Annotated in this window: 28 protein-coding genes; 12 read left to right on the top strand and 16 right to left on the bottom strand. The window is 47.2% G+C overall.

Annotated features, from left to right (window positions below):
- Window positions 1–43 precede the first annotated feature (43 nt).
- Genes trpC through trpA form a run of 6 tightly spaced genes read left to right on the top strand, consistent with a single transcriptional unit; the run spans window position 44 to window position 4,161 of the window.
- Window positions 44–856: an indole-3-glycerol phosphate synthase TrpC gene (trpC, locus tag CLV98_RS19810; RefSeq protein WP_109677237.1), complete on the top strand. Its 813-nt coding sequence runs from the start codon at window positions 44–46 to the stop codon at window positions 854–856.
- Window positions 853–1,503, top strand: a complete 651-nt coding sequence (locus CLV98_RS19805) for a phosphoribosylanthranilate isomerase (RefSeq protein ID WP_109677235.1) — start codon at window positions 853–855, stop codon at window positions 1,501–1,503. Before trpC ends, CLV98_RS19805 begins: the two co-directional genes overlap by 4 nt.
- A gap of 7 nt (window positions 1,504–1,510) precedes the next feature.
- Entirely contained in the window at window positions 1,511–2,710 is a 1,200-nt protein-coding gene (gene trpB / locus CLV98_RS19800; RefSeq protein ID WP_109677233.1) for a tryptophan synthase subunit beta, read from the top strand.
- Between the two features lie 34 nt (window positions 2,711–2,744).
- Window positions 2,745–2,945: a hypothetical protein gene (locus tag CLV98_RS19795; protein ID WP_109677231.1), complete on the top strand. Its 201-nt coding sequence runs from the start codon at window positions 2,745–2,747 to the stop codon at window positions 2,943–2,945.
- 26 nt (window positions 2,946–2,971) lie between these two features.
- Entirely contained in the window at window positions 2,972–3,361 is a 390-nt protein-coding gene (locus CLV98_RS19790) for a Dabb family protein (RefSeq protein ID WP_109677229.1), read from the top strand.
- The gene (gene trpA, locus CLV98_RS19785; RefSeq protein WP_109677227.1) at window positions 3,358–4,161 is read left to right on the top strand and encodes a tryptophan synthase subunit alpha; all 804 of its coding nucleotides are present in this window, start codon (window positions 3,358–3,360) and stop codon (window positions 4,159–4,161) included. Before CLV98_RS19790 ends, trpA begins: the two co-directional genes overlap by 4 nt.
- Before the next feature lie 91 nt (window positions 4,162–4,252).
- Here the strand turns inward: trpA and CLV98_RS19780 are convergent, their stop codons facing one another.
- From CLV98_RS19780 to CLV98_RS19760, 5 genes are all read right to left on the bottom strand, one after another.
- Window positions 4,253–5,017: a glycosyltransferase family 2 protein gene (locus CLV98_RS19780; protein ID WP_109677225.1), complete on the bottom strand. Its 765-nt coding sequence runs from the start codon at window positions 5,015–5,017 to the stop codon at window positions 4,253–4,255.
- 58 nt (window positions 5,018–5,075) lie between these two features.
- Window positions 5,076–5,885, bottom strand: coding sequence for a glycosyltransferase family 2 protein (locus CLV98_RS19775; protein ID WP_229203478.1), 810 nt, complete (start codon window positions 5,883–5,885; stop codon window positions 5,076–5,078).
- Window positions 5,886–5,972: 87 nt separating this feature from the next.
- Complete coding sequence (locus CLV98_RS19770) at window positions 5,973–6,791, bottom strand: phytanoyl-CoA dioxygenase family protein (protein ID WP_109677223.1); 819 nt, start codon at window positions 6,789–6,791, stop codon at window positions 5,973–5,975.
- 121 nt (window positions 6,792–6,912) lie between these two features.
- Window positions 6,913–7,848, bottom strand: coding sequence for a hypothetical protein (locus CLV98_RS19765; RefSeq protein ID WP_109677221.1), 936 nt, complete (start codon window positions 7,846–7,848; stop codon window positions 6,913–6,915).
- 81 nt (window positions 7,849–7,929) lie between these two features.
- Window positions 7,930–8,811, bottom strand: a complete 882-nt coding sequence (locus tag CLV98_RS19760) for a class I SAM-dependent methyltransferase (RefSeq protein WP_109677220.1) — start codon at window positions 8,809–8,811, stop codon at window positions 7,930–7,932.
- A gap of 201 nt (window positions 8,812–9,012) precedes the next feature.
- Here CLV98_RS19760 and CLV98_RS19755 point away from each other — a divergent pair, with 201 nt between their 5' ends.
- Window positions 9,013–10,221 (top strand): M20 metallopeptidase family protein, encoded by a 1,209-nt coding sequence (locus CLV98_RS19755; protein ID WP_109677218.1) that lies wholly within the window; start codon window positions 9,013–9,015, stop codon window positions 10,219–10,221.
- On the opposite strand, the gene CLV98_RS19750 is transcribed toward CLV98_RS19755, so the two are convergent.
- Entirely contained in the window at window positions 10,184–10,933 is a 750-nt protein-coding gene (locus CLV98_RS19750; protein WP_109677216.1) for a polyprenol monophosphomannose synthase, read from the bottom strand. The two genes, CLV98_RS19755 and CLV98_RS19750, sit on opposite strands and share 38 nt — an antisense overlap.
- A 37-nt stretch (window positions 10,934–10,970) precedes the next feature.
- On the bottom strand, window positions 10,971–11,354 hold the full coding sequence (locus CLV98_RS19745) for a DUF4296 domain-containing protein (protein ID WP_229203477.1): 384 nt from the start codon (window positions 11,352–11,354) through the stop codon (window positions 10,971–10,973).
- A gap of 60 nt (window positions 11,355–11,414) precedes the next feature.
- On the opposite strand from CLV98_RS19745, the gene CLV98_RS19740 reads away from it, so the two are divergent.
- From CLV98_RS19740 to CLV98_RS19720, 5 genes are all read left to right on the top strand, one after another.
- Window positions 11,415–12,305 carry a DUF58 domain-containing protein gene (locus CLV98_RS19740; RefSeq protein ID WP_109677215.1) on the top strand — a complete coding sequence of 297 codons (891 nt, stop codon included), beginning with the start codon at window positions 11,415–11,417 and terminating at the stop codon, window positions 12,303–12,305.
- A gap of 1 nt (window position 12,306) precedes the next feature.
- Complete coding sequence (locus CLV98_RS19735) at window positions 12,307–13,284, top strand: hypothetical protein (protein ID WP_229203476.1); 978 nt, start codon at window positions 12,307–12,309, stop codon at window positions 13,282–13,284.
- Between the two features lie 6 nt (window positions 13,285–13,290).
- On the top strand, window positions 13,291–14,310 hold the full coding sequence (locus CLV98_RS19730) for a vWA domain-containing protein (protein WP_109677213.1): 1,020 nt from the start codon (window positions 13,291–13,293) through the stop codon (window positions 14,308–14,310).
- Window positions 14,310–14,909, top strand: coding sequence for a ribonuclease HII (gene rnhB / locus CLV98_RS19725; RefSeq protein ID WP_109677211.1), 600 nt, complete (start codon window positions 14,310–14,312; stop codon window positions 14,907–14,909). Before CLV98_RS19730 ends, rnhB begins: the two co-directional genes overlap by 1 nt.
- A gap of 71 nt (window positions 14,910–14,980) precedes the next feature.
- Window positions 14,981–15,355 (top strand): hypothetical protein, encoded by a 375-nt coding sequence (locus CLV98_RS19720; protein ID WP_146202312.1) that lies wholly within the window; start codon window positions 14,981–14,983, stop codon window positions 15,353–15,355.
- An 87-nt stretch (window positions 15,356–15,442) separates the two neighbouring features.
- Here CLV98_RS19720 and CLV98_RS19715 read toward each other — a convergent pair whose 3' ends face one another.
- From CLV98_RS19715 to CLV98_RS19675, 9 genes are all read right to left on the bottom strand, one after another.
- Window positions 15,443–16,369 (bottom strand): glycoside hydrolase family protein, encoded by a 927-nt coding sequence (locus tag CLV98_RS19715; RefSeq protein ID WP_109677207.1) that lies wholly within the window; start codon window positions 16,367–16,369, stop codon window positions 15,443–15,445.
- 236 nt (window positions 16,370–16,605) lie between these two features.
- Entirely contained in the window at window positions 16,606–17,121 is a 516-nt protein-coding gene (locus CLV98_RS19710; protein WP_109677205.1) for a DUF2480 family protein, read from the bottom strand.
- 104 nt (window positions 17,122–17,225) lie between these two features.
- Window positions 17,226–17,921: a tRNA (adenosine(37)-N6)-threonylcarbamoyltransferase complex dimerization subunit type 1 TsaB gene (tsaB, locus tag CLV98_RS19705; RefSeq protein ID WP_109677203.1), complete on the bottom strand. Its 696-nt coding sequence runs from the start codon at window positions 17,919–17,921 to the stop codon at window positions 17,226–17,228.
- A 48-nt stretch (window positions 17,922–17,969) separates the two neighbouring features.
- Complete coding sequence (locus CLV98_RS19700) at window positions 17,970–19,622, bottom strand: S41 family peptidase (protein WP_109677201.1); 1,653 nt, start codon at window positions 19,620–19,622, stop codon at window positions 17,970–17,972.
- A gap of 25 nt (window positions 19,623–19,647) precedes the next feature.
- Entirely contained in the window at window positions 19,648–20,046 is a 399-nt protein-coding gene (gene rnpA / locus CLV98_RS19695) for a ribonuclease P protein component (RefSeq protein ID WP_109677199.1), read from the bottom strand.
- 92 nt (window positions 20,047–20,138) lie between these two features.
- Window positions 20,139–20,297, bottom strand: a complete 159-nt coding sequence (gene rpmH / locus CLV98_RS19690) for a 50S ribosomal protein L34 (RefSeq protein WP_109677198.1) — start codon at window positions 20,295–20,297, stop codon at window positions 20,139–20,141.
- Between the two features lie 191 nt (window positions 20,298–20,488).
- On the bottom strand, window positions 20,489–21,697 hold the full coding sequence (locus CLV98_RS19685; RefSeq protein ID WP_109677196.1) for an OmpA family protein: 1,209 nt from the start codon (window positions 21,695–21,697) through the stop codon (window positions 20,489–20,491).
- Window positions 21,698–21,771: 74 nt separating this feature from the next.
- A complete protein-coding gene (locus tag CLV98_RS19680) occupies window positions 21,772–22,548 on the bottom strand; it encodes a DUF5672 family protein (protein ID WP_229203474.1) in 777 nt (258 codons plus the stop codon).
- Window positions 22,549–22,556: 8 nt separating this feature from the next.
- Window positions 22,557–23,534 (bottom strand): glycosyltransferase family 2 protein, encoded by a 978-nt coding sequence (locus tag CLV98_RS19675; protein ID WP_109677192.1) that lies wholly within the window; start codon window positions 23,532–23,534, stop codon window positions 22,557–22,559.
- Window positions 23,535–23,541 lie beyond the last annotated feature (7 nt).

Below are 23,541 nucleotides of genomic sequence, written 5' to 3'. Positions count from 1 at the left end.
CAAACTTAGGCTTCCTAATCATGGTCTTTTTATTTCAAATAGAATGAACATTTTAGAGAAAATTGTAGCTCGGAAACAAGAAGAAATACAAGCAGCGAAAAAGATAAAGTCCATTGATGATTTGGAACAGGAGCCATTATTTGGTCGACAGACCATCTCCCTGTCCTCCCGCCTCCGGGAAGCCACAGCCCCCCAAATCATATCGGAATTTAAGCGTAAGTCGCCCTCCAAAGGACTTATTAATGGGGCCGTAACGCCCGAAATCGTTACTGCTGCCTATATCCATGGGGGGGCAGCAGCCCTCTCGGTACTCACCGACAGCGACTTTTTTGGAGGAAGCTTCCAAGATTTTCTATCGGCGAGAACTACCAACCCCGGCATCCCCATGCTCCGGAAAGACTTTATGGTAGACCCCTACCAAATATATGAAGCCAAGGCCATAGGAGCCGACCTGATCCTGCTGATCGCCGCCTGCCTGAGCCCCGCCCACGTCAAGTCCATGGCTGCACAGGCGCATGCCTTGGGATTGGAGGTCCTGCTAGAGGTTCATAACCTCGAAGAACTTCAAAGCAGCCTCTGCGAAGAAGTGGATATGGTGGGGGTGAACAATAGAAATTTGAAAAATTTTGAAACTTCTACAGAAACTTCCGTCCTATTAAGTAAACATATTCCAGATTCTTTTGTAAAAATTTCAGAAAGTGGCTTAGAACATCCCGATACGATCCTTAACCTATATGCCCATGGATATAAAGGATTTTTGATAGGTGAGACCTTTATGAAGAGAAGCGACCCTGGCGCTGCTTTCAATGACTTACAAAACGAACTCACCATAAACTCCAAACTGAACCCGATATGAAAATCAAAGTATGTGGCATGCGTGTTGAAGAAAACATAGCAGAGCTTATCAAATTGCTTCCAAACTATATTGGATTTATATTTTATGAAAAATCTCCTCGTTTTGTAGGAGAGGAGCTCGACCCTGAATTTATACGAAATATCCCTCAGGACATTAGTAAGGTGGGGGTGTTTGTCAATGCAAACCCCGGATTTATCTTGGAAACCGTCAAAAAATACGATCTCCAATATGCCCAGTTGCATGGCCAAGAGATGCCCGATATGTGCCGAATTCTTCGCCAAAAAGGCATTAACATTATTAAAGCTTTCTCTATCGACAATAGCTTCAACTTTGCGATGCTCAACAATTATGCGCCTCATTGCGATTTGTTTTTGTTCGACACCAAAGGGGATCAACCAGGAGGCAACGGGGTACCCTTCGACTGGAGTTTGCTCAAAAAATACGATCACCAAAAGCCCTTCCTGATAGGAGGAGGGATAAGCCTAGACAATATACATGAAGTAGTAAGCTTGTCGGTATCCTTGCCGATTTATGGGATCGACGTCAACAGTCAATTCGAGGTAGAGCCTGGGAACAAGGACCTTAAGAAACTGGAACAACTTTTTGATATTGTTCGAATAAAACAAACACAAGAGGCACAAGCCTAACAGATATATGGAAACTACCGTTGCAAATCAGCCTTACCAAGTGAACGAAAAGGGGTATTATGGCCACTTTGGTGGTGCTTTCATCCCCGAAATGCTCTATCCCAATGTCGAGAACCTCAGGGATAATTATCTGACGATCATCCAATCGCCCGAATTTCAAAAGGAGTATAACGACTTACTCCGCGACTATGTAGGCCGGCCCACCCCCCTTTATAGAGCCAAGCGCCTTTCGGAAAAATACGGTACCAATATTTTCCTCAAAAGGGAAGACCTGTGCCATACGGGTGCCCATAAGATCAACAATACGATCGGGCAGATTCTGCTCGCCCAGCGCCTGGGTAAGAAGCGCATCGTGGCCGAAACTGGAGCGGGACAACATGGGGTGGCTACTGCCACAGTATGTGCCCTGATGGACCTAGAATGCATCGTATACATGGGTGCCCTCGACATCGAAAGACAAGCCCCTAACGTGGCCCGTATGAAAATGCTGGGAGCAGAAGTACGAGCGGCAACCTGTGGGTCCAAAACCTTAAAGGACGCGACCAACGAAGCCATGCGGCACTGGATTAACAACCCCGAGGATACCCATTATATCATAGGGTCGGTAGTGGGTCCACACCCTTATCCCGACATGGTGGCCAGATTCCAAGCTATAATTTCTGAAGAAATAAAATGGCAACTACAAGAACATACCGGCAAGGAAAATCCCGACTACGTAGTAGCCTGTGTGGGTGGGGGAAGTAACGCCGCCGGCGCCTTTTACCACTATCTCGACCGGCCCTCGGTGAAGCTTGTAGCCGTAGAAGCCGCAGGAATGGGTGTAAACTCGGGACATTCGGCCGCTACTACCGCCCTCGGAAAACCAGGAGTGCTACATGGTAGCCGAACCATCCTGATGCAAACCGACGATGGCCAGGTAGTGGAGCCTTTCTCTATTTCTGCAGGACTCGACTACCCAGGTATTGGGCCTCAGCACGCCCATTTGTTCGCTTCAGGGCGCGGAACTTTCCTCTCGGCCACCGACGAGGAAGCCGTACAAGCCGCCTTTGAGCTCACCAAACTCGAAGGAATAATTCCTGCCCTCGAATCGGCACATGCTTTGGCCGCTTTAGGGCGCTTGGGAGCAGGGCCCAACGACACCGTGGTCGTCAACCTTTCGGGAAGAGGGGATAAGGACATGGCCACCTATATGAAACACCTCGACTAACCGGATACTCATTTATAACTATTATCGTTACTATATGGCAGCCATCACACTTCCGGAGGTATTTGACCTCCGGCAAAAATTACAATCACTCGAAGCTAAAGTAAATTCCGAAGAACTTTCCCTTTTTGAAAGATGCGACCTGGAGGATGAGATCCTCGAGCTGAAAGAAAAACTCGGTGAATTTGACCGGTTGAAGTTCAGCGACGACGGAGAATGTCTCCACTGCTCCGCATAATCATTTCATCTCTAAAACCACCCATTATGAATTTTAAACTATTATTTTTCGTCGGACTACTTATCTTTGGATCTATGGCCTCAGCTACCGCTAACACCCCAGCAAAAAAGAAAGTACTTAGGCATGTGGTCATGTTCAAGTTTAAGGATAGCGCTACCCCCGCCCAAGTAAAAGAAGTGGAAGATGCATTTCGCAAGCTCCCTTCCCAGATCAAAACCATTAAAGGCTTCGAATGGGGAACCAACAACAGCCCCGAGGGCCTCGAACAAGGCTTTACGCATTGTTTCTTCCTAACTTTCGATAGCGAGGAAGGGAGAGCCACTTACCTGCCGCATCCTGCTCATAAAGCCTTTGGCGAAGTATTAAGTCCCTATCTGGACAAAGTAATGGTATTAGACTACTGGACAAAAGAATGAATCGGATCACAACGTTATTTAAGAAACAACAACAAGAAGGACAGTCTGGGCTCCTAAATGTGTATTTTACCGCTGGCTTCCCCGAGGCCAACGATACCCTGCGCGTGCTTACCGCTCTACAAAACAGTGGGGCCGACTTGGTAGAGATTGGTATGCCGTACTCCGACCCTGTAGCCGATGGTGAGACCATACAGATGAGCAACGACAAGGCCTTGGAAAATGGGATGACCGTTAAGCTGCTCTTCGAGCAACTGGAGAATATGAGGCCTGCCATTACCGTTCCGGTGCTGCTAATGGGGTATATCAATCCCGTGCTACAGTTTGGGATCGAAGATTTTTGTAAAAAATGCGCCGAGACGGGAGTCGATGGGCTTATCCTACCAGATATGCCTATGGATGTGTTTCTGGACGAGTACAAGCCTATTTTTGACCAATACGGCATCCTCAACATCTTTTTGGTTACCCCACAGACTACAGAAGCCAGGATACGGCAGATCGATGCGATTAGCGAAGGGTTTATCTATACCGTATCGTCGGCCAGTGTTACTGGTAGCCAAACGGGAGTAAGTGAAAACATGGAAGCCTACTTCGAAAAGCTAAATGCGATGGAACTCAAAAATCCTCGGCTTATCGGCTTCGGTATCAAGGACCATGCCACCTATTCCAAAGCCTGTGAATATTCGGCAGGGGCTATTATAGGCAGTGCGTTTATTAGGGTGTTGGCCGAGGCCAATGACCTGGAAAAGGACATTGCTACTTTTATAAAATCGGTAAAAGCGCCATCGGTAGCTACCGCATAGTTTAATTTCGATTATCTCTAGTAAATGCCTTTTCCGTATTTATTAAGAGATAATCGCATTTTAATCCTCGCTCAAAGCGCCTATGCTTCAGCTACCGGCTCACGAGTTTCTTAGGAGCCTGAGACTTCTTCTTAAAATCGCCTTGAGAGAAATATTTTTCGATCAGACAATACATCAGGATAAAGAAATACCGGCTACCCATTTCTTTAATTTTCAATTTCGACTCCCCAAATTTCCGGTTAGTCCAGCTATTGGGTACCACGGCATAGTTATACCCCCTTACGATGGCCTTTAGGGGCAGCTCGACGGTAAGGTTAAAATGGGGAGACAAGAAGGGCTTAATCCCCTCCATAGTTTCCCTTTTATATAGTTTGAAAGCATTGGTGGTATCGTTATAACGCATCCCCATGACCACACTGACAATAAAATTGGCCACCCGGTTGATCACCTTCTTAACGGTAGGGTAGTCGATCACCTTTCCACCCTTTTCCCATCGCGACCCAAACACACAGTCATAGTCGCCTTCTAGCATCTTATTATAAAACTTTACCAGGTCTTCGGGGTCGTCGGACATATCGGCCATAAATACCGCCACACAGTCGCCAGTGAAGCGTTCCAATCCATAGCGAACGGCATAGCCAAAGCCATTGGGACCGGGATTGGTATAATAAACCAAGGTGGGGATTTGTTTAGAAAGCTCCTCCAAGACCCCTAAGGTATTGTCTTTAGAATTGTCGTTTGTAACTACAATTTCATGAGGAATATTGTATTTTTTTAAGGTGCTGTGTAGCGATAAAAGAGTATGAGAAATGGATTCTTCCTCATTATATGCGGGTAATACGACGCTTAATTTCATTTTTTAATTTTTAAAACTGCACAAATTAAAGGCTATTAATCAAAACCTCCAATAATAATTATACCGACAGCAAAGCGTCGTACCGTTGTAAGGTCTTAGCAATGACGGTTTCATATTCAAAATTAAGCCAGGCATTTACCGATTCAAACATTTCTTTTCTATTCTTCAGAAAATGTCGATTGGTGGGAGCATGAACCAGGCTCAACCCACCCTGATGCTTACGGTATACCCCCATTATTTCGGGTAGATAACCTATGTTTCCCTGCGCGGCCAGCTGAATCATGACGGCCCAGTCACCGGCAGCGGCACGGCTATGCCATTCAGCAAAATCATGCTCTTTAAAATAATTACGGTAAAACCAGCTGGCAGTAGCCATAAACCACCGGTCCTCCAGAAGGTCGGAGATGGTGGAAACAGCAGCCTGTTCGGGACCGTTGAAAGTGTGCGAGGGGCTACCATCTTCGTAGGTCACCAGCACGTTATGATGACAAATAGAAAAATCGGGATGCGCCTCCATAAAGTCGGCCTGCTTCTGAAGCTTCAGGGGGTCGGTCCAATAGTCGTCTCCTTCGCACATGGCTACATATTCCCCTCGGCAGGCCTTCAGCAGCTGCAACACGTTGTTGCGGCCGGCAAACTCTCGGGGTTCACTAGGCCCTTGGTTTTCGTCATGCAAAAAGGCCCTGATCCTTCCTGGAAAGCGCTCGGAGTAGGTACGAATAATATCCGCCGTACCATCGGTAGAGGCATCGTCGCCGATCACAATCTCAAAAGGGAAACTGGTCTGCTGCATCAGGGCTCCTTCGAGCATCTGAGCTATATAGGCTTCATGGTTATAGGTAGGAACACATACTGAGACCTTTATCATATCAATAGGAATGAACAGCACCCTTATCCAAGAGGGCGTATAATAGGTAACAAAAAAGCACCGAATGCATATTCGGTGCCCTAAATATTATTTGAAAACGGTTTCCAATTGCTCTGCCGTAGGGAAATTGGGAGTTACCAACTCGGTTTCAGGCTTATAGATGTAGGCCATGGGATACCCACGGTCTATAAAGGTGGGCTCATCGAGGTTATTATAGCGCAACTGAACCGACCAACGTATATTTTTAGTAATATTATTGCCTGACTGATGGATCAGAAAAGCCGAAAATATCAAAAGATCCCCCGTTTCAAAAGTCGTCTGAACGAAGGCATCCTCTTTTAGGTCGGCGGTAATTCCTCCTTGATAGCCAGAGGTGCTCGACTCTTTTAGGCCCGCTTTATGGCTTCCTGGGATAATCTGCAAGGCACCGATATCGGCTCCGGCATCCACCATCGGGAACCAGATCACCGCCGAGTCCAACGACCCCTGCCCCGTACGCCAGTCCTGATGTGGATCGAGCTTCCAGTGCTTGCTCCCATCTTTGGAAAGATACCTGCTATTGAACTGCATGGCAGGGCGAGCACCGATGATCGGGTTGGATAGGCCTACTTCTTTCAGCAAGTTGGCGATGAGTGGATCGACGCCCAAGCGGTGCAAAGAAAAGGTATGTTGGACCGTTTTACCCGTATTTACAAAGGAAACGAAGTCTTTCTCAAAAAACTCAAACATAGCCGCCTCAAATGCATCCCGGTCGTCGATATCGACGGTACGTCCAGTAACTTTTTTGATCTGCTGCGCAAATATTTTGCGGGCATCGGTATAAATTTCAGATATAATCTCTTTATCCAAAAAATTTCTTAGAAGGACGTAGCCCTCTTCATTAAACTGCTTTCTTATAGAATTCATAGTGCTTAATTAAAGAATTTATCCTGATTGGTCAACCTAATTAATAACCACAAAGGTATAACCCGGCTAGCATCCAAATGATGACCGCAGTCAGTCTGGTTACTGGGCTGCTCCCTGGGTATCAGTCTTCCCATACCGCGTAGCCAAAGCCAGCGGCACCAAAACCATTCCCATTATAAAGCAGATAACGCTTTCCTTTGTGTGTATAGCAATAGGCGTAGTCGATCATCTGATAATCGAAGTCATCGGGGTTTTCCGACTTAGCAATGCCTACCTGGTCGTCCTTGCGCACCCAGTGTACCCCATCTTCCGACTCGGCATAGCCCAGTCTGTAGCTCTGGTTACGATCGGTACGGTAGTCGCGGGTATGACGGAACGAATAGAACATCTTATAGATACCATCTTCCTTAAAGACGCTCGGCCGGCCAACGGCATGTAAGAAATCGTCGAAGTCCAAGGTCGGCACATCGCTAATGTCCCAATGAATTCCATCTTTGGACGTTGCCGACTGTGCCCTATAGTAGGGCTCGGGGTAGTCATGAATGTACTCACACTTATGTCCCGAAATATACCACATACGCCAAGTGCCGTCCTCCTCACGCATCACCGAAGGCTGAGCTGCCCAAAGCGGGTTTTGGATACTGCGGTCCATAATGGGCCCTCTGAACATTTTGGTAAAGCTTAGGCCTCCATCATGACTTACCGACAGCCCCATAGAGAGGCGGTAGGAATTCCAGGTACGATTCCAACCTGTATAGTAAAGCCAAATATCTCCATTGGGCATATCTACAAACCAGGAAGGCATAGCGCCCGTTTCGTCATATTCGCCAGGGCCTCCAAGCTCTAGAATGGCCTTATCATGAATATTGAGTATTTTGGAAGGATCCTCGTAGTCTACATCAATAAAGGTAGGCCTAGACTGGCCTTGATCGTCGCGCGACGAGAAATAGATCCTTAGAAAATCGTCGTGCTTGTATGCAAATGGTACCTGAGCATGCGACCGGCTGTGCGCCAAGGAACCATCAGGCTTATATATTACTCCTTTTTTAATCCACATATGGTAAATACAGGTCTATGGAAGCCCCTCAGGGTATTTCCGCCCTTATAGAATTAATAATTTTGAAAATCGTTCAGAGAGTTAGTCTTCGGCTTTCTCGGCTCTTAGCCTCCAATTATCGACAAAATCTTTTCCCGGAATTGGCAGATCGATATCGATCTCAGGGGCTTTATCAGTAACCCGGTACTCCATCACATAAAAGGCATTTCCAAATATATAATGAAGCTTAAAATTCTCAATATTGGTCGGAACGTCTTCCATAGGCACTTCTGCCCTGAACAAGGGGTTGGCCTTTAGCAGGGTAGCATACGACGGTTGTGAACGCAACCATGGAGCAACGCTTTCGTCACCTACCACTACCTTGCCACCAGGGCGCACCACGCGGGTAAGCTCATCGAATGCCCGCTTACGCTCGGAGAAGGTATTGATACCGCCAAAATGGAATACGGCATCGAAAGTATTGTCTTCGAAAGGCAAATAAGAACCATTACCAAGGAAATAATGAACGTTCAAATCGTCGGTACTCAACTTTTCCTGAGCCAATTTGAGCATATTGGGGGATAAGTCCGACAAGACGGCCGTGCCACCTGGTCTTATTTTATCCAATATCAAGGCAGAATCTTTTCCAGTACCTGCACCTACTTCTAGGGCTTTCATTCCAGGCTCCAGCTCCATCAGGTCTATAAAAAACTTCCGAGTAGCGGCTTCGTCCGAGTGATTCAGCGTTTCGAACACCCAGGAAACACCCCGGTCATACCTTAAAAACGCTTGGTCGTACAGGTATTGCTCACGTGCATCACCAGGAAGTAACTCTTTGGGATATAGCATGTTGACAATGCCCGAATCCCCTACCTCGTAGGTAGTGCCGTCTTCACTCGTAAGCGTTTTACTGTCTTCCGATAACTTAAGGGGGCCTCCCGTAATGGGGCAAACTAACGATTGAAGAAAATCCTGGTGTGTCATTTCGATGTTATAGATTGATAATTTGTTGCCAAAATTACCTTTTTTTCTTAAAGTCCTTTAAAAGCAGGGCAGGTAATTCGGGAACGGAAAAAAAAATTGAGGCCTCCTTTGTCAATTTCATGGGCTGGCACAGCCACTTTAACTTTGTACCTTTACGGGAATAAATGGCCGTAATAGTACCGAAACTAAAAACGATGATCTATGATTGACATACAAGAAAAGATAAAGGCACTCGCAAAACAACAATCGGAACGGGTAATAGCCAACCGTCACCACCTTCACCAGAACCCCGAGCTTTCGTTTGCAGAACATAAAACCGCCGAATTCGTAGCCAGGGAGCTAAAATCTTATGGCCTAGAGCCTCAAGAAGGAGTGGCAGGTACCGGATTGGTGGTGCTGATAGAAGGCCGCAACCCCAGCAGCAAAATAGTAGGCCTACGTGCCGACATGGATGCTCTCCCCATTCAGGAGGCCAACGACGTCCCGTACAAGTCGCTGAATCCCGGTGTGATGCATGCTTGTGGGCACGACGTACACACCTCTTCCTTGCTGGGTACTGCCAATATTCTTAGTCAACTAAAAGAAGAGTTTGAAGGGACGCTCAAGCTGGTATTTCAACCGGCCGAGGAAAAAGCCCCTGGAGGCGCTTCGATCATGATAAAAGAGGGGGTCTTAGAGAACCCTAAGCCTGCTAGCATGATTGGCCAACATGTAGCGCCCAATGTGCCGGTAGGTAAGATAGGCTTTCGTGAGGGCATGTACATGGCGAGTACCGACGAACTATACCTGACCGTAAAAGGCAAAGGGGGCCATGCCGCTGCACCCCACCAGCTGGTAGACCCCGTGCTGATGGCCTCTCATATCATAGTGGCCTTGCAGCAGATTATCAGCCGTAACCGTAACCCGGCCAACCCATCGGTACTATCCTTTGGCCGATTTATAGCGGACGGCGTAACGAACGTCATTCCCAACGAAGTGAATATCCAGGGAACCTGGCGCTGCTTAGATGAAGAATGGCGCGAAGACGGACTCCAAAGAATGAAAAAGATGGCCGAAATGATGGCCGAATCCATGGGAGGAAGCTGTGACTTTCAGATTGTACGTGGCTACCCTTTCCTGAAGAACCATCCCGAACTTACCCGCCGAGTAAGAGCCGCCGCCACTTCTTATATGGGTGCCGAAAATATTGTAGACCTAGACTTATGGATGGCAGGGGAAGACTTCGCCTTTTACTCCCAAGTGGTGGACTCCTGCTTTTACAGGCTAGGTACCCGCAACGAAGCCAAGGGGATCGTCTCTGGAGTACATACGCCTACCTTCAACATCGACGAGTCGGCCTTGGAAATCTCTACGGGACTGATGAGCTGGCTGGCTATTTCAGAACTTTCTGATCGGGGATATACCGTTTAAAATAACTGCTAATTTTAAGGGCTATCACTCCGAGGATAGCCTCCTTAAATATTCCTGCCGACATTTTGGAGGCTCCCAGGGTGCGGTCGGTAAAAATAATGGGTACTTCCACGATTTTAAATCCAAATTTCCATGCGTTGAACTTCATTTCAATTTGGAAAGCATAGCCTATAAACCGAATCTTATCTAAATCGATGGTTCTCAACACCTTGCTGGTGTAGCAGATAAAACCGGCAGTGGGATCCATAATAGGCATACCCGTAACGGTACGCACATAATAACCCGCAAAATAGGACATCAACACCCGGTTAATAGGCCAGTTGACCACATTAACTCCTTTGATGTACCGCGACCCAACGGCAATGTCGTTGCCATCGACCGCACAAGCCTGGTAGAGCCTTACCAGGTCTTCGGGAGGATGGGAAAAGTCGGCATCCATTTCGAAAACATATTCGTATCCTCGGCTTAAAGCCCATTTAAAACCATGTATATAGGCGGTTCCGAGCCCGAGCTTACCTTGGCGTTCCTCCAGGTTGAGTCGATCCGGAAACTCCTCCATGAGTTTTTTTACCACCAATGCGGTGCCATCTGGCGAGCCGTCGTCAATAATCAATAAATGAAAGGGATGGGCTAAGCTAAAGACCTTACGAATAATAGCCTCAATATTTTCAATTTCGTTATAGGTAGGAATGAGGACAATACTTTGGTTCACGGCTCTTGATTTGATTGATTTAAAATGTGACTAATACCTATATTTTAATATTCTTCTCCTTCTCCCGCCTCTCCAAATTCTTTTTTACTTGTTCGTAAACTTCCTTCATCAGCTTAGGGTGGGTCACATAGAATTCATAACTCGTCCTATACTGCAGGGTATCTACCTGATGCCTTTTCCATATATCCAGCTTCAACTTTTCGTAGACCATCGCCGAGGAATCGACTGTTTTGAGCTGCAATTTAGTAATTCGTGCTTCCGCTAGGTGAATATCGGCCAAAATACCCGCCATTTTTTCTTTAGAAAGCGTTCCGGAAGGAACCTGATCCTCATTGGTACAGGCCGCCAACCACACCCCACAAGCCAGTATCAAGGCTAGTATTCGGGTAAAATTCTGATGGGTTCGATTAGTGACTCTCAAAATCCTTATCTTTGTTTTTGTCCAATTTGCCACAAAGTTGGTGATTTTTTCGCAAATCCTATGTTTGAACAGTTTTTAGGCAAGTTGCGTAAGTTCGAAATTCGCATGAGAAAGGCCGTAACCAGCGAACGTCATGGTAACTTCCATTCCGTTTTTAAGGGTTCCGGTCTTGAATTTGACGACCTGCGCCTCTACCAATACGGCGACGACGTCCGGGCTATAGATTGGAATACCTCTGCCAAAGGGCATGGTACCTTTATCAAAATATTCAAAGAAGATAAGGAACAGACCGCCTTTTTTATGCTTGACGTGAGTGCTTCTCAAAAAATAGGGGAGACCGGCCGACTAAAATTGGACGTTGCCAAGGAAATTTGTGGCGTGCTGACGCTCTCGGCCATTCAGGAAGCTACAAGGGTAGGGCTCCTCTGCTTTTCTGACCGGAACGAGCGCTATATTAGACCTACCGCCGGCATGAAAAATGGCTATAGAGTCCTGTCCGAAATATATAAAATAGACCCGGTATCGGCCAAAACCAATATTACCGAAGCCATATATATCGCCTTAAATGTGCTGAAAAGACGGAGCCTGATTTTTATCATTTCAGATTTTATCGATGACAATTACCAGCACAACCTAAAGGCCCTAGCCCGAAAGCACGATCTGATTGTGATCCATCTATACGACCAGCGAGAGACGACCCTCCCTCATTTGGGCATCATCCCGGTATATGATGCCGAATCGGACCAAACAGTATGGGTCAACACCTCATCGAATCAGTATAGAGAAGAAAGATTAAACCGTTTTAAAACCAGATGTACGGAACTAGAAAGGCTATGCCGCCAAAACCGGGCCGATTACATCGCCATCAATACCCAAGAAGACTATATCCCCGCTTTGCTGCATATGTTTAAGGTGCGCCGCTATGCGCGCGGGGTAGCTACTAATTCCTGAAATGCGCCATTATTTATACATCATACCTGTCCTCGGACTCCCCCGTCCCCACAACTCACCCAAGCTTGCTACCAAGGGCTTAGGGGCCCTCTGTGCCCTTATTCTGTGGCTCAGCATTGGGCTCGCAGAGGCACAAGTAAATCAGCAGCCCGTAGGGTATTTTTTGAACGATAGCCTGGTGATAGGGCGCCCAGTATATTTCTCCCTCAGTTACCGGCATGCAACTACCGATGAAATCTTCTTTCCCGACTCTACCTACGACTTCGCCCCTTTCGAAATGGTCGGCAAGAAAACCTTTAGCTCGGTAACCGACGGAGGCCTTACCCTCGATAGTGCCTTGTACGAACTGACTAGTTTTGAAGTGGCTACCATCCAGTCCTTACGCCTCCCTTTATTTTTATACAACGGACGCGATTGCACCCAGATATTCTGCAAGCCCGACACCCTCTTTTTAAAAAACGCCGATAGAATACTCCTCCAAAATCAAACTGCTGTAGAACCTATGGCCGTACTCGTCCCCTTAGAAGACGAATTCAACGTCTCGGTGGCGCTGGGTACTTTAGCCTTGGTGATAGGGTTTGGAACCCTGATCTACTGGGTTTTTGGTCGAGATATTTACAAACAATGGCAATTGCTGAAATTGCAACGCCGACACTTGGAATACCTCCGCTCTTTCAACAGACTCCTGCGCAGTACCAGAGAAAAAGAAAACACCAAAGACGCTGAAAAAGCGATCATTATTTGGAAAAACTATTTGGAAAGGCTTGAGAAAAAACCCTTTGCCACTTACACCACCCGGGAGATTATCGACAACATGCCCGATGCCAAGCTCGCAGAAGCCCTCAGAAACTTAGACGGCATTATTTATGGACAGGTAAAGTCTAGTAAAATGAACGTCTTTTTGGAGGTACTAAAAGACGGCGGCACTAAAATTTATAAGAATAGAAGAAAACAAATCTTGGAACGCCAATCGGCTTAATGAACTATGGAGGACTGGTTTTCAATTGAATGGTTTGGCTACGACACTTTTCGTAATTACTATTGGGAGTATCCTTATTTCCTATTCGCCTTACCGCTTATCCCCGTTTTCTTCTGGCTACGAAATGCGCTACATCGGAAACGAAAACAGAAACTGGTAATGACCTATTCCCGTGCTAGCGGTCCTTGGGAGTGGCTTACCTTGTTACGTTACCTTCAGCCGGTCACCGCAGCCCTGGGCATAGCTATGGTGCTAATAGCCCTAGCAAGGCCGCAGGTCATATCGGAGCGCACCGACCAGTATTCAGAAGGGATCGATATTATGCTACTCATGGATATATCGGATTCTATGATGGAGAAGGACCTCAGCCCTAACCGACTAGCATCGGCCAAATCCATCGCAAGCAAGTTTATTAAAGGCCGGCTACAAGACCGCATTGGGCTGGTCATATTTGCAGGAGAGGCCGTTTCGCTCTGTCCTCTCACCACCGATTACGACCTGCTCGGTCGCTTTCTGGACGAAATTCAACCCGACATGATCCCCATACCCGGAACGGCCATAGGGAGTGCTTTGGCTGTGGCTGTAAATCGTATGCGCGAAACCAGTGGGGCCAGCAAGGTGGCTATCCTGATCAGTGATGGGGACAATACTTCGGGGAGCCTAGGCCCTACAACGGCGGCACAGCTCGCCGAAGCCTACCGAATACGCGTCTATACCATTGCTGTGGGCCTACCAAAGTCACCCACCAAAGCCGATACCCTCCTGCGGAGGTCCGCATTGGTCGATGAGGGAGAGCTACAGAAAATAGCAGCCATTGGCGATGGCAAATTTTTCAGAGCTACCGACAATAACGCCCTAGCCTCGGTATTCGAACAAATAGACCAGCTAGAAAAAATAAAGACCAAGGATGTAGTATCCCGCGATACAAAAGACTTTTACCGTATATACCTTTATTGGGCCATTACCTTGTTGCTCATTTCTTTTGGAACCAAATGCACCTTTATGGCCAATATTCTCGAAGATTGATGTTAAAACCCTATTATACTGCCAATATCACCGAAGCAGGCCTCGACGAGGTCGGTAGAGGCTGCCTGGCTGGCCCGGTTGTAGCCGCCGCCGTGATACTGCCGCCCGATTACCACCATGCTTACCTCAACGATAGCAAACAGCTCACCCGCGCCAAACGACTGCTGCTCGACCAAGAGATACGTAAGGAGGCATTGGCCTGGGCCATTGCCGAGGTCGATAATCGAGAAATAGATCAGATCAATATTTTAAAAGCGAGCTTTTTGGCTATGCACCGGGCAGTAGATGCCCTTGTGCTTCGTCCCGAGCACCTGCTCATCGACGGCAACAGGTTCGTACCCTTTCCGATGATCCCCCATACTTGCATCGTAAAGGGCGACTCCAAGTTCCTATCCATTGCGGCAGCGTCTATTTTGGCCAAAAACTACAGAGATGCCTTAATGGCTGACCTGGCCAACACCTATCCACAGTATGGATGGGAGCAAAACGTAGGTTATCCCACCCTCCAACACCGATCCGCCATAAAGCTGCATGGTACCACCCCCTTCCACCGCATGAGCTTTCGGCTACTCAAGGAGCCAACACCGCCTACTCAATAAAAACCAGCGGCAAGGATGTATTTCCTACCTTTAACAGATCTATCGATTTTAGACACACGCAAACTTCAATCATGTACCGATACGGCATCATCGTCCTTTTAGCCATGCTTGGTGGCTGTCAGATCCTCGACGCGCCTCGAGAGGTGGTCATCGAAATAAACAACCATTCTCCTCAGGACATCGATTTTCTACGCCTATCCAATCATCAAAAGGAAGGCATTACACAGGCATATAGCCTCCTTACTGGAGCCACTATTTTAGTCCCATTTGGCTTTGAATCAATGCCCAACACAGACGGTAGCTATATGCTCCAGTATCGGTTGGCCTCCAGCATCGACACTTTGACACACCAATTTGGATACTATACCAATGGTTATCCTGTCGAAAAGAAGATCATTTTAAAGATATATGCCGATAGCATACGGGTCGACCATCTTATGAAATAGCTTCGGTTAACCGCAATTATCTATAATCGGAGTAGGGGCCAAGAAACAAGCTTGCCGTTATGTAACCAACAACAAGATTTTGCCACTTTAAGGGTCTATTTCCTCGGGAAAATAGACCCTGACATCGGGATGCATGGTGTAAAAACGGTACTGTTGCCCATCGAAGAGGGGAAAACCGCTCGACATATTATTGCCAAGAATGGGATTACCCGCATATTTTTCCCAATGGATCAAATCTTTCGACACAGCTATATTCGTCGTCCATTCGTGCCAGTCCTCGAATGCCGAAGCGTGGTAATACGCATAATAATAGCCCTTATATTGAATAATCTTGTTCATAGCCACCGCAAAAGCATCGTACGCTTCAGGACCGGCATCTAGTACAGGCGTGTCCTGCACATTGGTCCACACTTTAAGGTCCTCGCTGGTAGCCAACCATATTGCGGCATCATTACGTTCATAATATAGGTACCAGGTATCATTTTCCTTCCAGACTGTTGGAGTTCCATAGGGGCCTTTGGGCAGGGGAGTGCCGTCTTTCATTCGGATATCGAGGTAGCCCTGGTCATTCCAGTTGATACGATCGTTGGAGGTCAGCATATGCGCTATATCGTCCTTGCTTTCAGCAAACATATAATACGTTTTCCCCTCCTTGATCACACACATATCTTCAATCCATAAAGTGGTATGAATAGGGTTTTCCGAATATCGCGTCCATGATAACCCGTCGTCGGAAGTGGCCAGCCCAAGGTATTTCATCTCCTCGCCCGTAGCCTTGGTATACCCCGTATACCACATATAATACTGGTCTTGTTCTTTTAGAATATAACCCCTTTCACGTATCACCTCATCCCAGTTTTCTGGATTTCCGGTGCCTTCAAAAATCGGATTTTTGGCGTAGGGTTTGAACTGGACAAGCTCTTCTGGGAATTTTTCCTCTGCCGGTCCGCAACAAACAAGGCATAAGGATGCCGCCAGTAAGGCCACTCCGGCAAACAAGGAAGATAATTTCATAGTATTTGGGTTATATATTGGCTATTTTTTTTGATTCGATAAGTGAGCAGGGTTACGGCCGAGAATGACCGTTGACTAGCGCATCGCGCTATTTTGTGCCTATACAAAATCCAAGAAGCCTGCCAATGAACATGAAGGGAATTGAATGGGGTAAAGGATAAAATCCTAACCATGTGCAAACAGCAGTTACTGCATAGCACTCTTTTCTACAGTGAATGTTTAGGCAACAGTACCCATTAGGCTCTAGGCCTTTTATATACCGGCACGGTGCTACAGGGTTCCCCAAACATAATGCTCTGAACCACGGGCTTAAGCTTCAGGGTAATTTGTAGATAGGCAGAGGTAGGTACGGCCTTGTTACTACAGCCTTTTACCACTACTTTTTTGTCGCGGAAGGGCTCGATATCCAGGGTTCTGATAGCCTCCTCAAAAAGCAGGGCTTCGAGTGCTTCTAAAGAACCAAAAGCCACGGAATGGGCATAGGGCTCCAGTTTGGTAGCCAACAACATATAGGCCCAGGTAGGCACTATGGCGTCTTCGGAGCATATCACTGCCACGTTCTTATCGGTGTAAGTGGCCCAGTCATGACCTTTCAGAAACTCTCGAAAGTCCTTTTCTCTGAGAATCATCCCTTGAAAAAGGTTGTCTTTTATATCGTAAATCACCCGTTCACCTGGGTGGTAATAATCTTCCAAGTCTAAGGATATCAAGCCGCTGCCAGCCACTCGATTCACAATTGTTTCGTTTTCCATATGATCGATCTGATTGCTACCCCTTTCGGTTGGGTTGATGGGTAGTAGTTAGCTAACAACCCTCATCAAAAAAATGTTTGGACTGACCCCAAATAAAACGCACATTAAGGAATCAGAGGCGACTTTTTGGGCTTTGGCGACATAAAATCTTTGAGATAATAGGGTTCAAAAGTGGCCAAATCCTCGAAATCACCCGCTTCATAAGCGGCAAGGGCTAGTTTTCCGATGGTACTCGCACTAGGACGAATCTCTTCGTCCAGAAAGATAGCCTGAGGATGCGCTCCTAAGAGTGGCTTACATTTGGCGGCACCGTCGCCAAAAAACACCAGTCGATGACTGTCTAAGGTCTCCGCAAATGAAGTCTCATCCAGGATTATGGCCTTGGTGGGCTCCATTTCTTGTCCTTGGGCATTGTAAATGGCTGCATACACTTCCATCCTTCGGGCATCGATCATGGGGCAGAACCAGGTGTCGTCAGAGAAAAACCCATATACCTGCTGGGCCATACCCGCCAAGGTATTGGCAGCCAACAAGGGCTTTTCCAAGGCGAAGCAAAGCCCCTTTGCCGTAGAGACTGCCACCCGCAACCCCGTATAGGATCCGGGTCCCTTGGCCACCGCTACGGCATCCAGATCGTGCAGGCTATGGCCCGTGGACCGCACCAGGTTGTCGAGAAGGATGGTGAGCATGGCCGACGACGACCGGTCGGTAAACAAGTCGTTGGTAGCCAGCAAAACTTGGTCTTGATAAAGGGCTACAGAACAGCCTCTGGTAGAACTGTCGATGCTAAGAAGGAGCATATAAAAAAGGTGTACCGGGTGGTAGGCACCACCCGGTCAGCATTTAAATTATTTCGCTTGTAATATTTCCTTGTAACGGGTAGGGGTTTTGAATAAGGCAAGGGCCTGTTTCACTTCCTCGTCTTCCTCAAAAGAAGCCTCTCTCATTCCTTTTTCAAGGTAATAATGTTTAATGATCTCCTCTTCGAGAATATTCTTAATTTCAGCCTTGAAGAGTTGTAAATCATTGTCTTTGTTATGCGTTAACTTGGACTGCAAGGCGGCCAGTTGCCCTTGAATACTTTCGTAGGACTTCTCCTTTTTGGCCGACTCCTCGAGGCTAGCCAAGTCACGCTCCACTTGGGAGGTATAGTCATACTCCTTATCGGACAGCCATTTCACAAACGCATCGTATTCGGCATCACTCAGGTGGAATTTGGCGGCGGTGGCTATCGTGGCGTGCTTGGAGTGGTATTCTACGGCATAGTCGAAGAACAGTCGGTTGCGCCCCAAAGCGATGGCCAATGGGGAGTAGGTCTCCCTTTCGGTTAAAATATCGGGCAATATACCACCTCCATCATAAACCACCCGGCCATTACGGGTCTTGAAGCTGGTCATCAAGGAGTCGGGGAGCTTCCCTACGCTACCGTCTTCATTGCGATGGCTGTAGTCGATGGCCTGTATGCATCGGCCGCTGGGTATATAATACTTGGCAGTAGTAATCTTCATTTTGGTGTTAAAGGAAAGGTCGCGGGTAGTTTGTACCAATCCCTTGCCATAAGTGCGCTGCCCTATCAAAACACCACGGTCGTAGTCCTGCATCACTCCGGCTACAATCTCCGCTGCCGAAGCGCTGCGGTTGTTGGTCAGCACAACCATCGGTATCTCGGTATCCAATGCCGGGTTATAAGCGGTATAGGTCTTGTTCCATTCGCTCACTTTGCCTTTGGTAGAAACGATCTCCTCGCCCTTGGCCACAAAAATATTAGATATTTCGATGGCCATATTCAACAGTCCTCCGGGGTTGTCTCTAAGGTCCAACACCAGCGATTTCATTCCCTGACCCTTCAATTCTTGGAAGGCATTACGAACCTCTCTTGAGGCGGTCGCCGTAAAGTCTTTAAGATCGATATACCCGACTCCGTCGGCGATCATGCCATAATAGGGTACGTTAGTAACTTTTACCACATCGCGGCTTAAGTTGATCACGATGGGAGTAGGATTTCCAAAACGCCGGATCGTCAATTTTACACTGGTCTGAGTCTGTCCTCTCAGCAATTTGCCGGTGTCGAAGTCCTCCCGATTCTCTATATCCACGTCGTTGATTTTGATGATCTCGTCGCCGAGCTGTAGTCCAGCTTTCTGTGCAGGTGTGCCTTCATACACCATCATCACCTGGTGCTTACCCTCTGCCGAACTCACCATGGCTCCTATGCCATTGTATTTCCCGGTGGTCATCGTCATATAATCCTCTATATCATCCTCGGCATAGTACACCGTGTAGGGGTCCAGCGTCTTCAGCATATTGTCGATGCTCGATTTGATGAGTTTATTGGGATTTATCTCGTCGACATAGTAGGCGTTTAACTCTTTGAATAGCGTCGCATAAATATCCAGATTTTTGGCTATTTCAAATAACCGGTCATCTTGGCGAAAGGACACCAGTGCCAGGCCAGCGAGCAAGGGTAGGGCCAACCAGGCCGTACGAAGGTATTTTCTCATGGATCTTCAGGAATAATGGAAAGCGTTAGGGTTGGCTTTCGGAGCTTCGAACCAATCGGCCGAGCAACTTCTCCATAGCCGTATCAATAACGCTAAAAGTGCTTGAATCTTTCGCAAGATACAAAAAAGCCACATATGCCGGGCGGCAGGCGGGGTCAACGGTATACATTTGGGATTTATGAAGCCTAAAGGCCTCACGACAGCGTCGTCGGATCAGGTTCCTGTCTACGGCTTTTTTGAATTGCCTTTTGGAAACTGAAAATAGCACTTGTGTAGGGAGCGCCTCACGCTCAGGGTCGTAGATATACAAGACCCTAAAAGGAAAGAGGTAGAACGTGTGCACTTCCGAACTACCCCTTTGAAATAGCCTTCCAATGATCTTGGGGCTACATAAACGTTCACTTTTGCTGAAAGTTTGCTTCAAGTTGTTAATGATTTGGCCAGTCTTATTAATTAATGAATAGGGCTGACTCTGAAAGCCGCGCTTTCAACCGATCTACAACCGTCCAACAGAACCTATTGCTTATGACGTTTTTCGTCAGATACTGACAATTTCCAACGTCCTTTCTTACGACGGTTGGTTATTACTTTGCTCCCGTTAGGAGTAGACATTCTCTCACGGAAACCGTGCTTATTTCTCCTCTTGCGATTTGAAGGTTGAAATGTACGTTTCATCTGTATATCAATTTATTGCGCTATAAAATCTACTTTACTCCGAATTTAGGCCTGCAAAGGTAGAAAAGTATTTGGATTTGTCAAATACTTATCAAAAAAAACTGAGGGATAGGGGGTTAAATGCCTAAACACCCGATGCTATTGCCCGTTTTTGAGGCCTTTTTTTGTACAAAAAAAGACGCAAACGACCCCTATTCTTGGGTAATTACCAGCTCTACCCGCCTGTTTCGGCTACGTTCCTCCGCCGATTGGTCTTTGGCAACAGGACGGGTAGACCCATACCCTTTGGCCTCAATACGGCTGGCATCTATTCCTTTTTGAACCATATAATCTTTGACGGCCTCGGCCCGTTGCCGCGAGAGTTCAAGATTTTTGTCGAAGTCGCCCACATTGTCGGTATGCCCTTCAATTCGTATCTGCATCGTATGGTTTTCTTCCATCAGCTGCACCAACCGCTCCAGCCCCGGTGTCGACTCAGGCAATAGGCTGTACTTCCCCGTAGCGAAATAAATATTGGACATGGCCAAGGACTCTCCTACCTTAATAGGCCTTAAGAATAGGTCCTTAGTGAACTGTTGCCCCCCTGACGAATCGGCAGGAGACACGGTAAACGCCTCGCCGAAGTACCCTTTGGCACCTACCCGAAAGGTGTAGGCCTGGGTGAGGTCTAGCCCTACCCGGTATGCCCCCGAGGTGGTACGTACCGACAGGGAGTCGCCTGCTTCGCTGAACTGGATCACCCCCGGTATGGGTTCCTTGGTAAGGGCATCATAAATTGTTCCTTGCAGCTGGCCAAAAATCGGTTTCTGCACTACAGGCTCCTCGGCCACCTCGTCGGGGTTCTCAATAAATTGGGGCTCTGTTGCTTGGGGCGCTGGCTTTGGAGCCACCTTTACCGGCTTCTCTGCTGGTTTATTTTTAGGATTCTTGATATGGATACCATAGAAGTTCCAGGTTTGTTCGTTGGGGTTGGTAGCCCGCCCTTCATAGAAATCGAATACCTCAATCCCAGGACTCAACCTTTCGAAATAAGCGACAAAATCGACCACCTGTCCCCCTTTTACCGGCATACGCTGGGACTTGGTGGGGATATTCTCCGCCTTTATCAACTTAAATTTCGTATTAATTTCTCCGGGTTTGTACAGCCTGGTTTCCGGATCGAGCCAGATAGTGGCCCCATTACGTTGCATTCCCGGAATAGGCATTCCCTGAACAGACCGCTGACGATCCACATATTGCAAGTGCACAATGGTATACCGATCAGTAAGTTCCACCCGTTTGATGGTCACGTCCTGCACCGATCGCTCCTCTACCCGAGGCGACTCCGTTACCTGCCCCCAGGACTCCGTAAAGGCTAAGGCAGATAGGGCTATCACATAGATGATGGAATAGATTTTCATAGTTCTCGTTTACTATTATGTTGACGATTCCCACTGAAAACGACAATTTAACGCTTATAGTTTGTTAAAAATTGTTAAAGCCCAGCCTCCGATGCGGCCATTAAAGGTTTCCAAAACGCATAGTCGTATCGCTCCCAGGCATGACATCCAAAGGGCAAGCGCCGCTGGGTAAGGCTATAGGAGGCTGCAGGGCTCTTCTCAAAGGCGAAACTTAGGGCCTGCTTCCATTTGGGAGTTTTCAGAAAAACTTTCATGGGTAATAAGCGAGTAGCTTCCTGTGAAAAAAGCATGTCCTCATTGCCCCTCCAAACGGGATAAAACAACGCATAAATTTTTAGATAGCGGATCATCGCGCTGATACGCCGCAATGAAAGTCCACCGTTAAGTACCACTCTATGGCTGTTTAAAGCCTGAGCAAAATCTTGCGCCTGCGTCTCTTCCAGGGCGTCGTAGGTGGGATGGTGCAAGGAGGGCGCGCCTATATAATCGAAACCTGCAGCACACCATTCGGCCAATCGATCTTCGAAAACAAAGGCATCGAGCTGATAGATGAGCATAAAGTCGTAAGCCGAAAAGGCACGATAAAAATCGGCAGAAGTCAATAGTGAATTATATCCTGCAATACTTTCAAAGTACGTTTTTTCGAAAGTAATACATTCTAGATGGGGGTATTCCGCCAGAATAGTGCCGACCGGCAACCCTTCGGGCGTTAGCAGCCGGATAGGATAAGCCGATAATACGCGCATACATTGCCGAAGAGACCTTTTCTCGGTTTCTGTCAAACTCACCTTATAGATCGGAATAACGACTACAACGGAAGGCTTGGTTTCAGACTCGGTTTGGGACATCATAGGGGTGGTTATTCCAAAAGATCGCCGATGGCGGGTATCCACCAATCCTTGCTACTAAAAATATATTGACCCCTTACCACTTGGTTCATAATAGGGGTGAGGCGCAAAAATCGGTTATGAGGTAAACTGGAGCGACTCTCAAAATGCCTTTTGGCTAGGTATAGTTTTATCAATTTCTCCCGGGGCACGAAAGGAATGGACCGTAATAGTACATATAGGTCGTTAAGCTTTTCTGCCTTTTCCTTAAGTGGAACCAGTTTTTCATCCCTCCCTCTCGACATGCGTTCCTTCAGGCTCACATAATCGGTCTTGCTTCCGAACCCTACTTGTTGGCTGGCATGTATGCGATAGTCTATCAGGTTTTCGGGGATAAAGGAAATTTTATTCTCTAAGCCCAATACCATGGCGATCCAAGCATCATGAATGAGGTCGGGTACATGGGTTGGAAAAGGGAGTAAACGCTCCAAGCAGCTTTTGCGTAGGGTGAGGGTGGCACCAGTAACGACAAATCCGTTAAAAAGAATTTCATGCGCCTTTCCTTGTCTCCATTTTTCTTGCTTTCGTGCATCAAACTCAATCTCTTCCCAGATCGTCTTTCCGGTGGGCAGGGAGTCGTCGTCGATCATCATAGCATTCGAAAAAACGGCATCTTGTTCGGGATGCTTTTCTAAAAAATTGAGCTGCTTTTCTACTCGATCACTCCGCCAAATATCATCCTGGTCTGTTAAAAACACAATATCTCCCTCACAAAGTGAGATACACTTTTCAAAATTCTTGGTAGACCCCAAATTCTCTTCATTCTGAATGATTCGTACCGGAAAGGGTAATTTTTCGGCATACGACTTTAAAACCGCTATCGTGCTATCCTTAGAACGATCGTCGCAAACCACCAGCTCATCTACTCGAATCGTCTGATTAGCAATGCTTTCAAGCTGTTGGGGCAAGTATTTTTCCCCTCCATAAGTACACATGGCTACTGAAATCATAAACTAC

Origin of the sequence: Dyadobacter jejuensis (assembly GCF_003149085.1) — a bacterium.
GTDB classification, from domain to species: domain Bacteria; phylum Bacteroidota; class Bacteroidia; order Cytophagales; family Spirosomataceae; genus Dyadobacter; species Dyadobacter jejuensis.
This window is presented reverse-complemented; position numbering and strand designations above follow the sequence as displayed.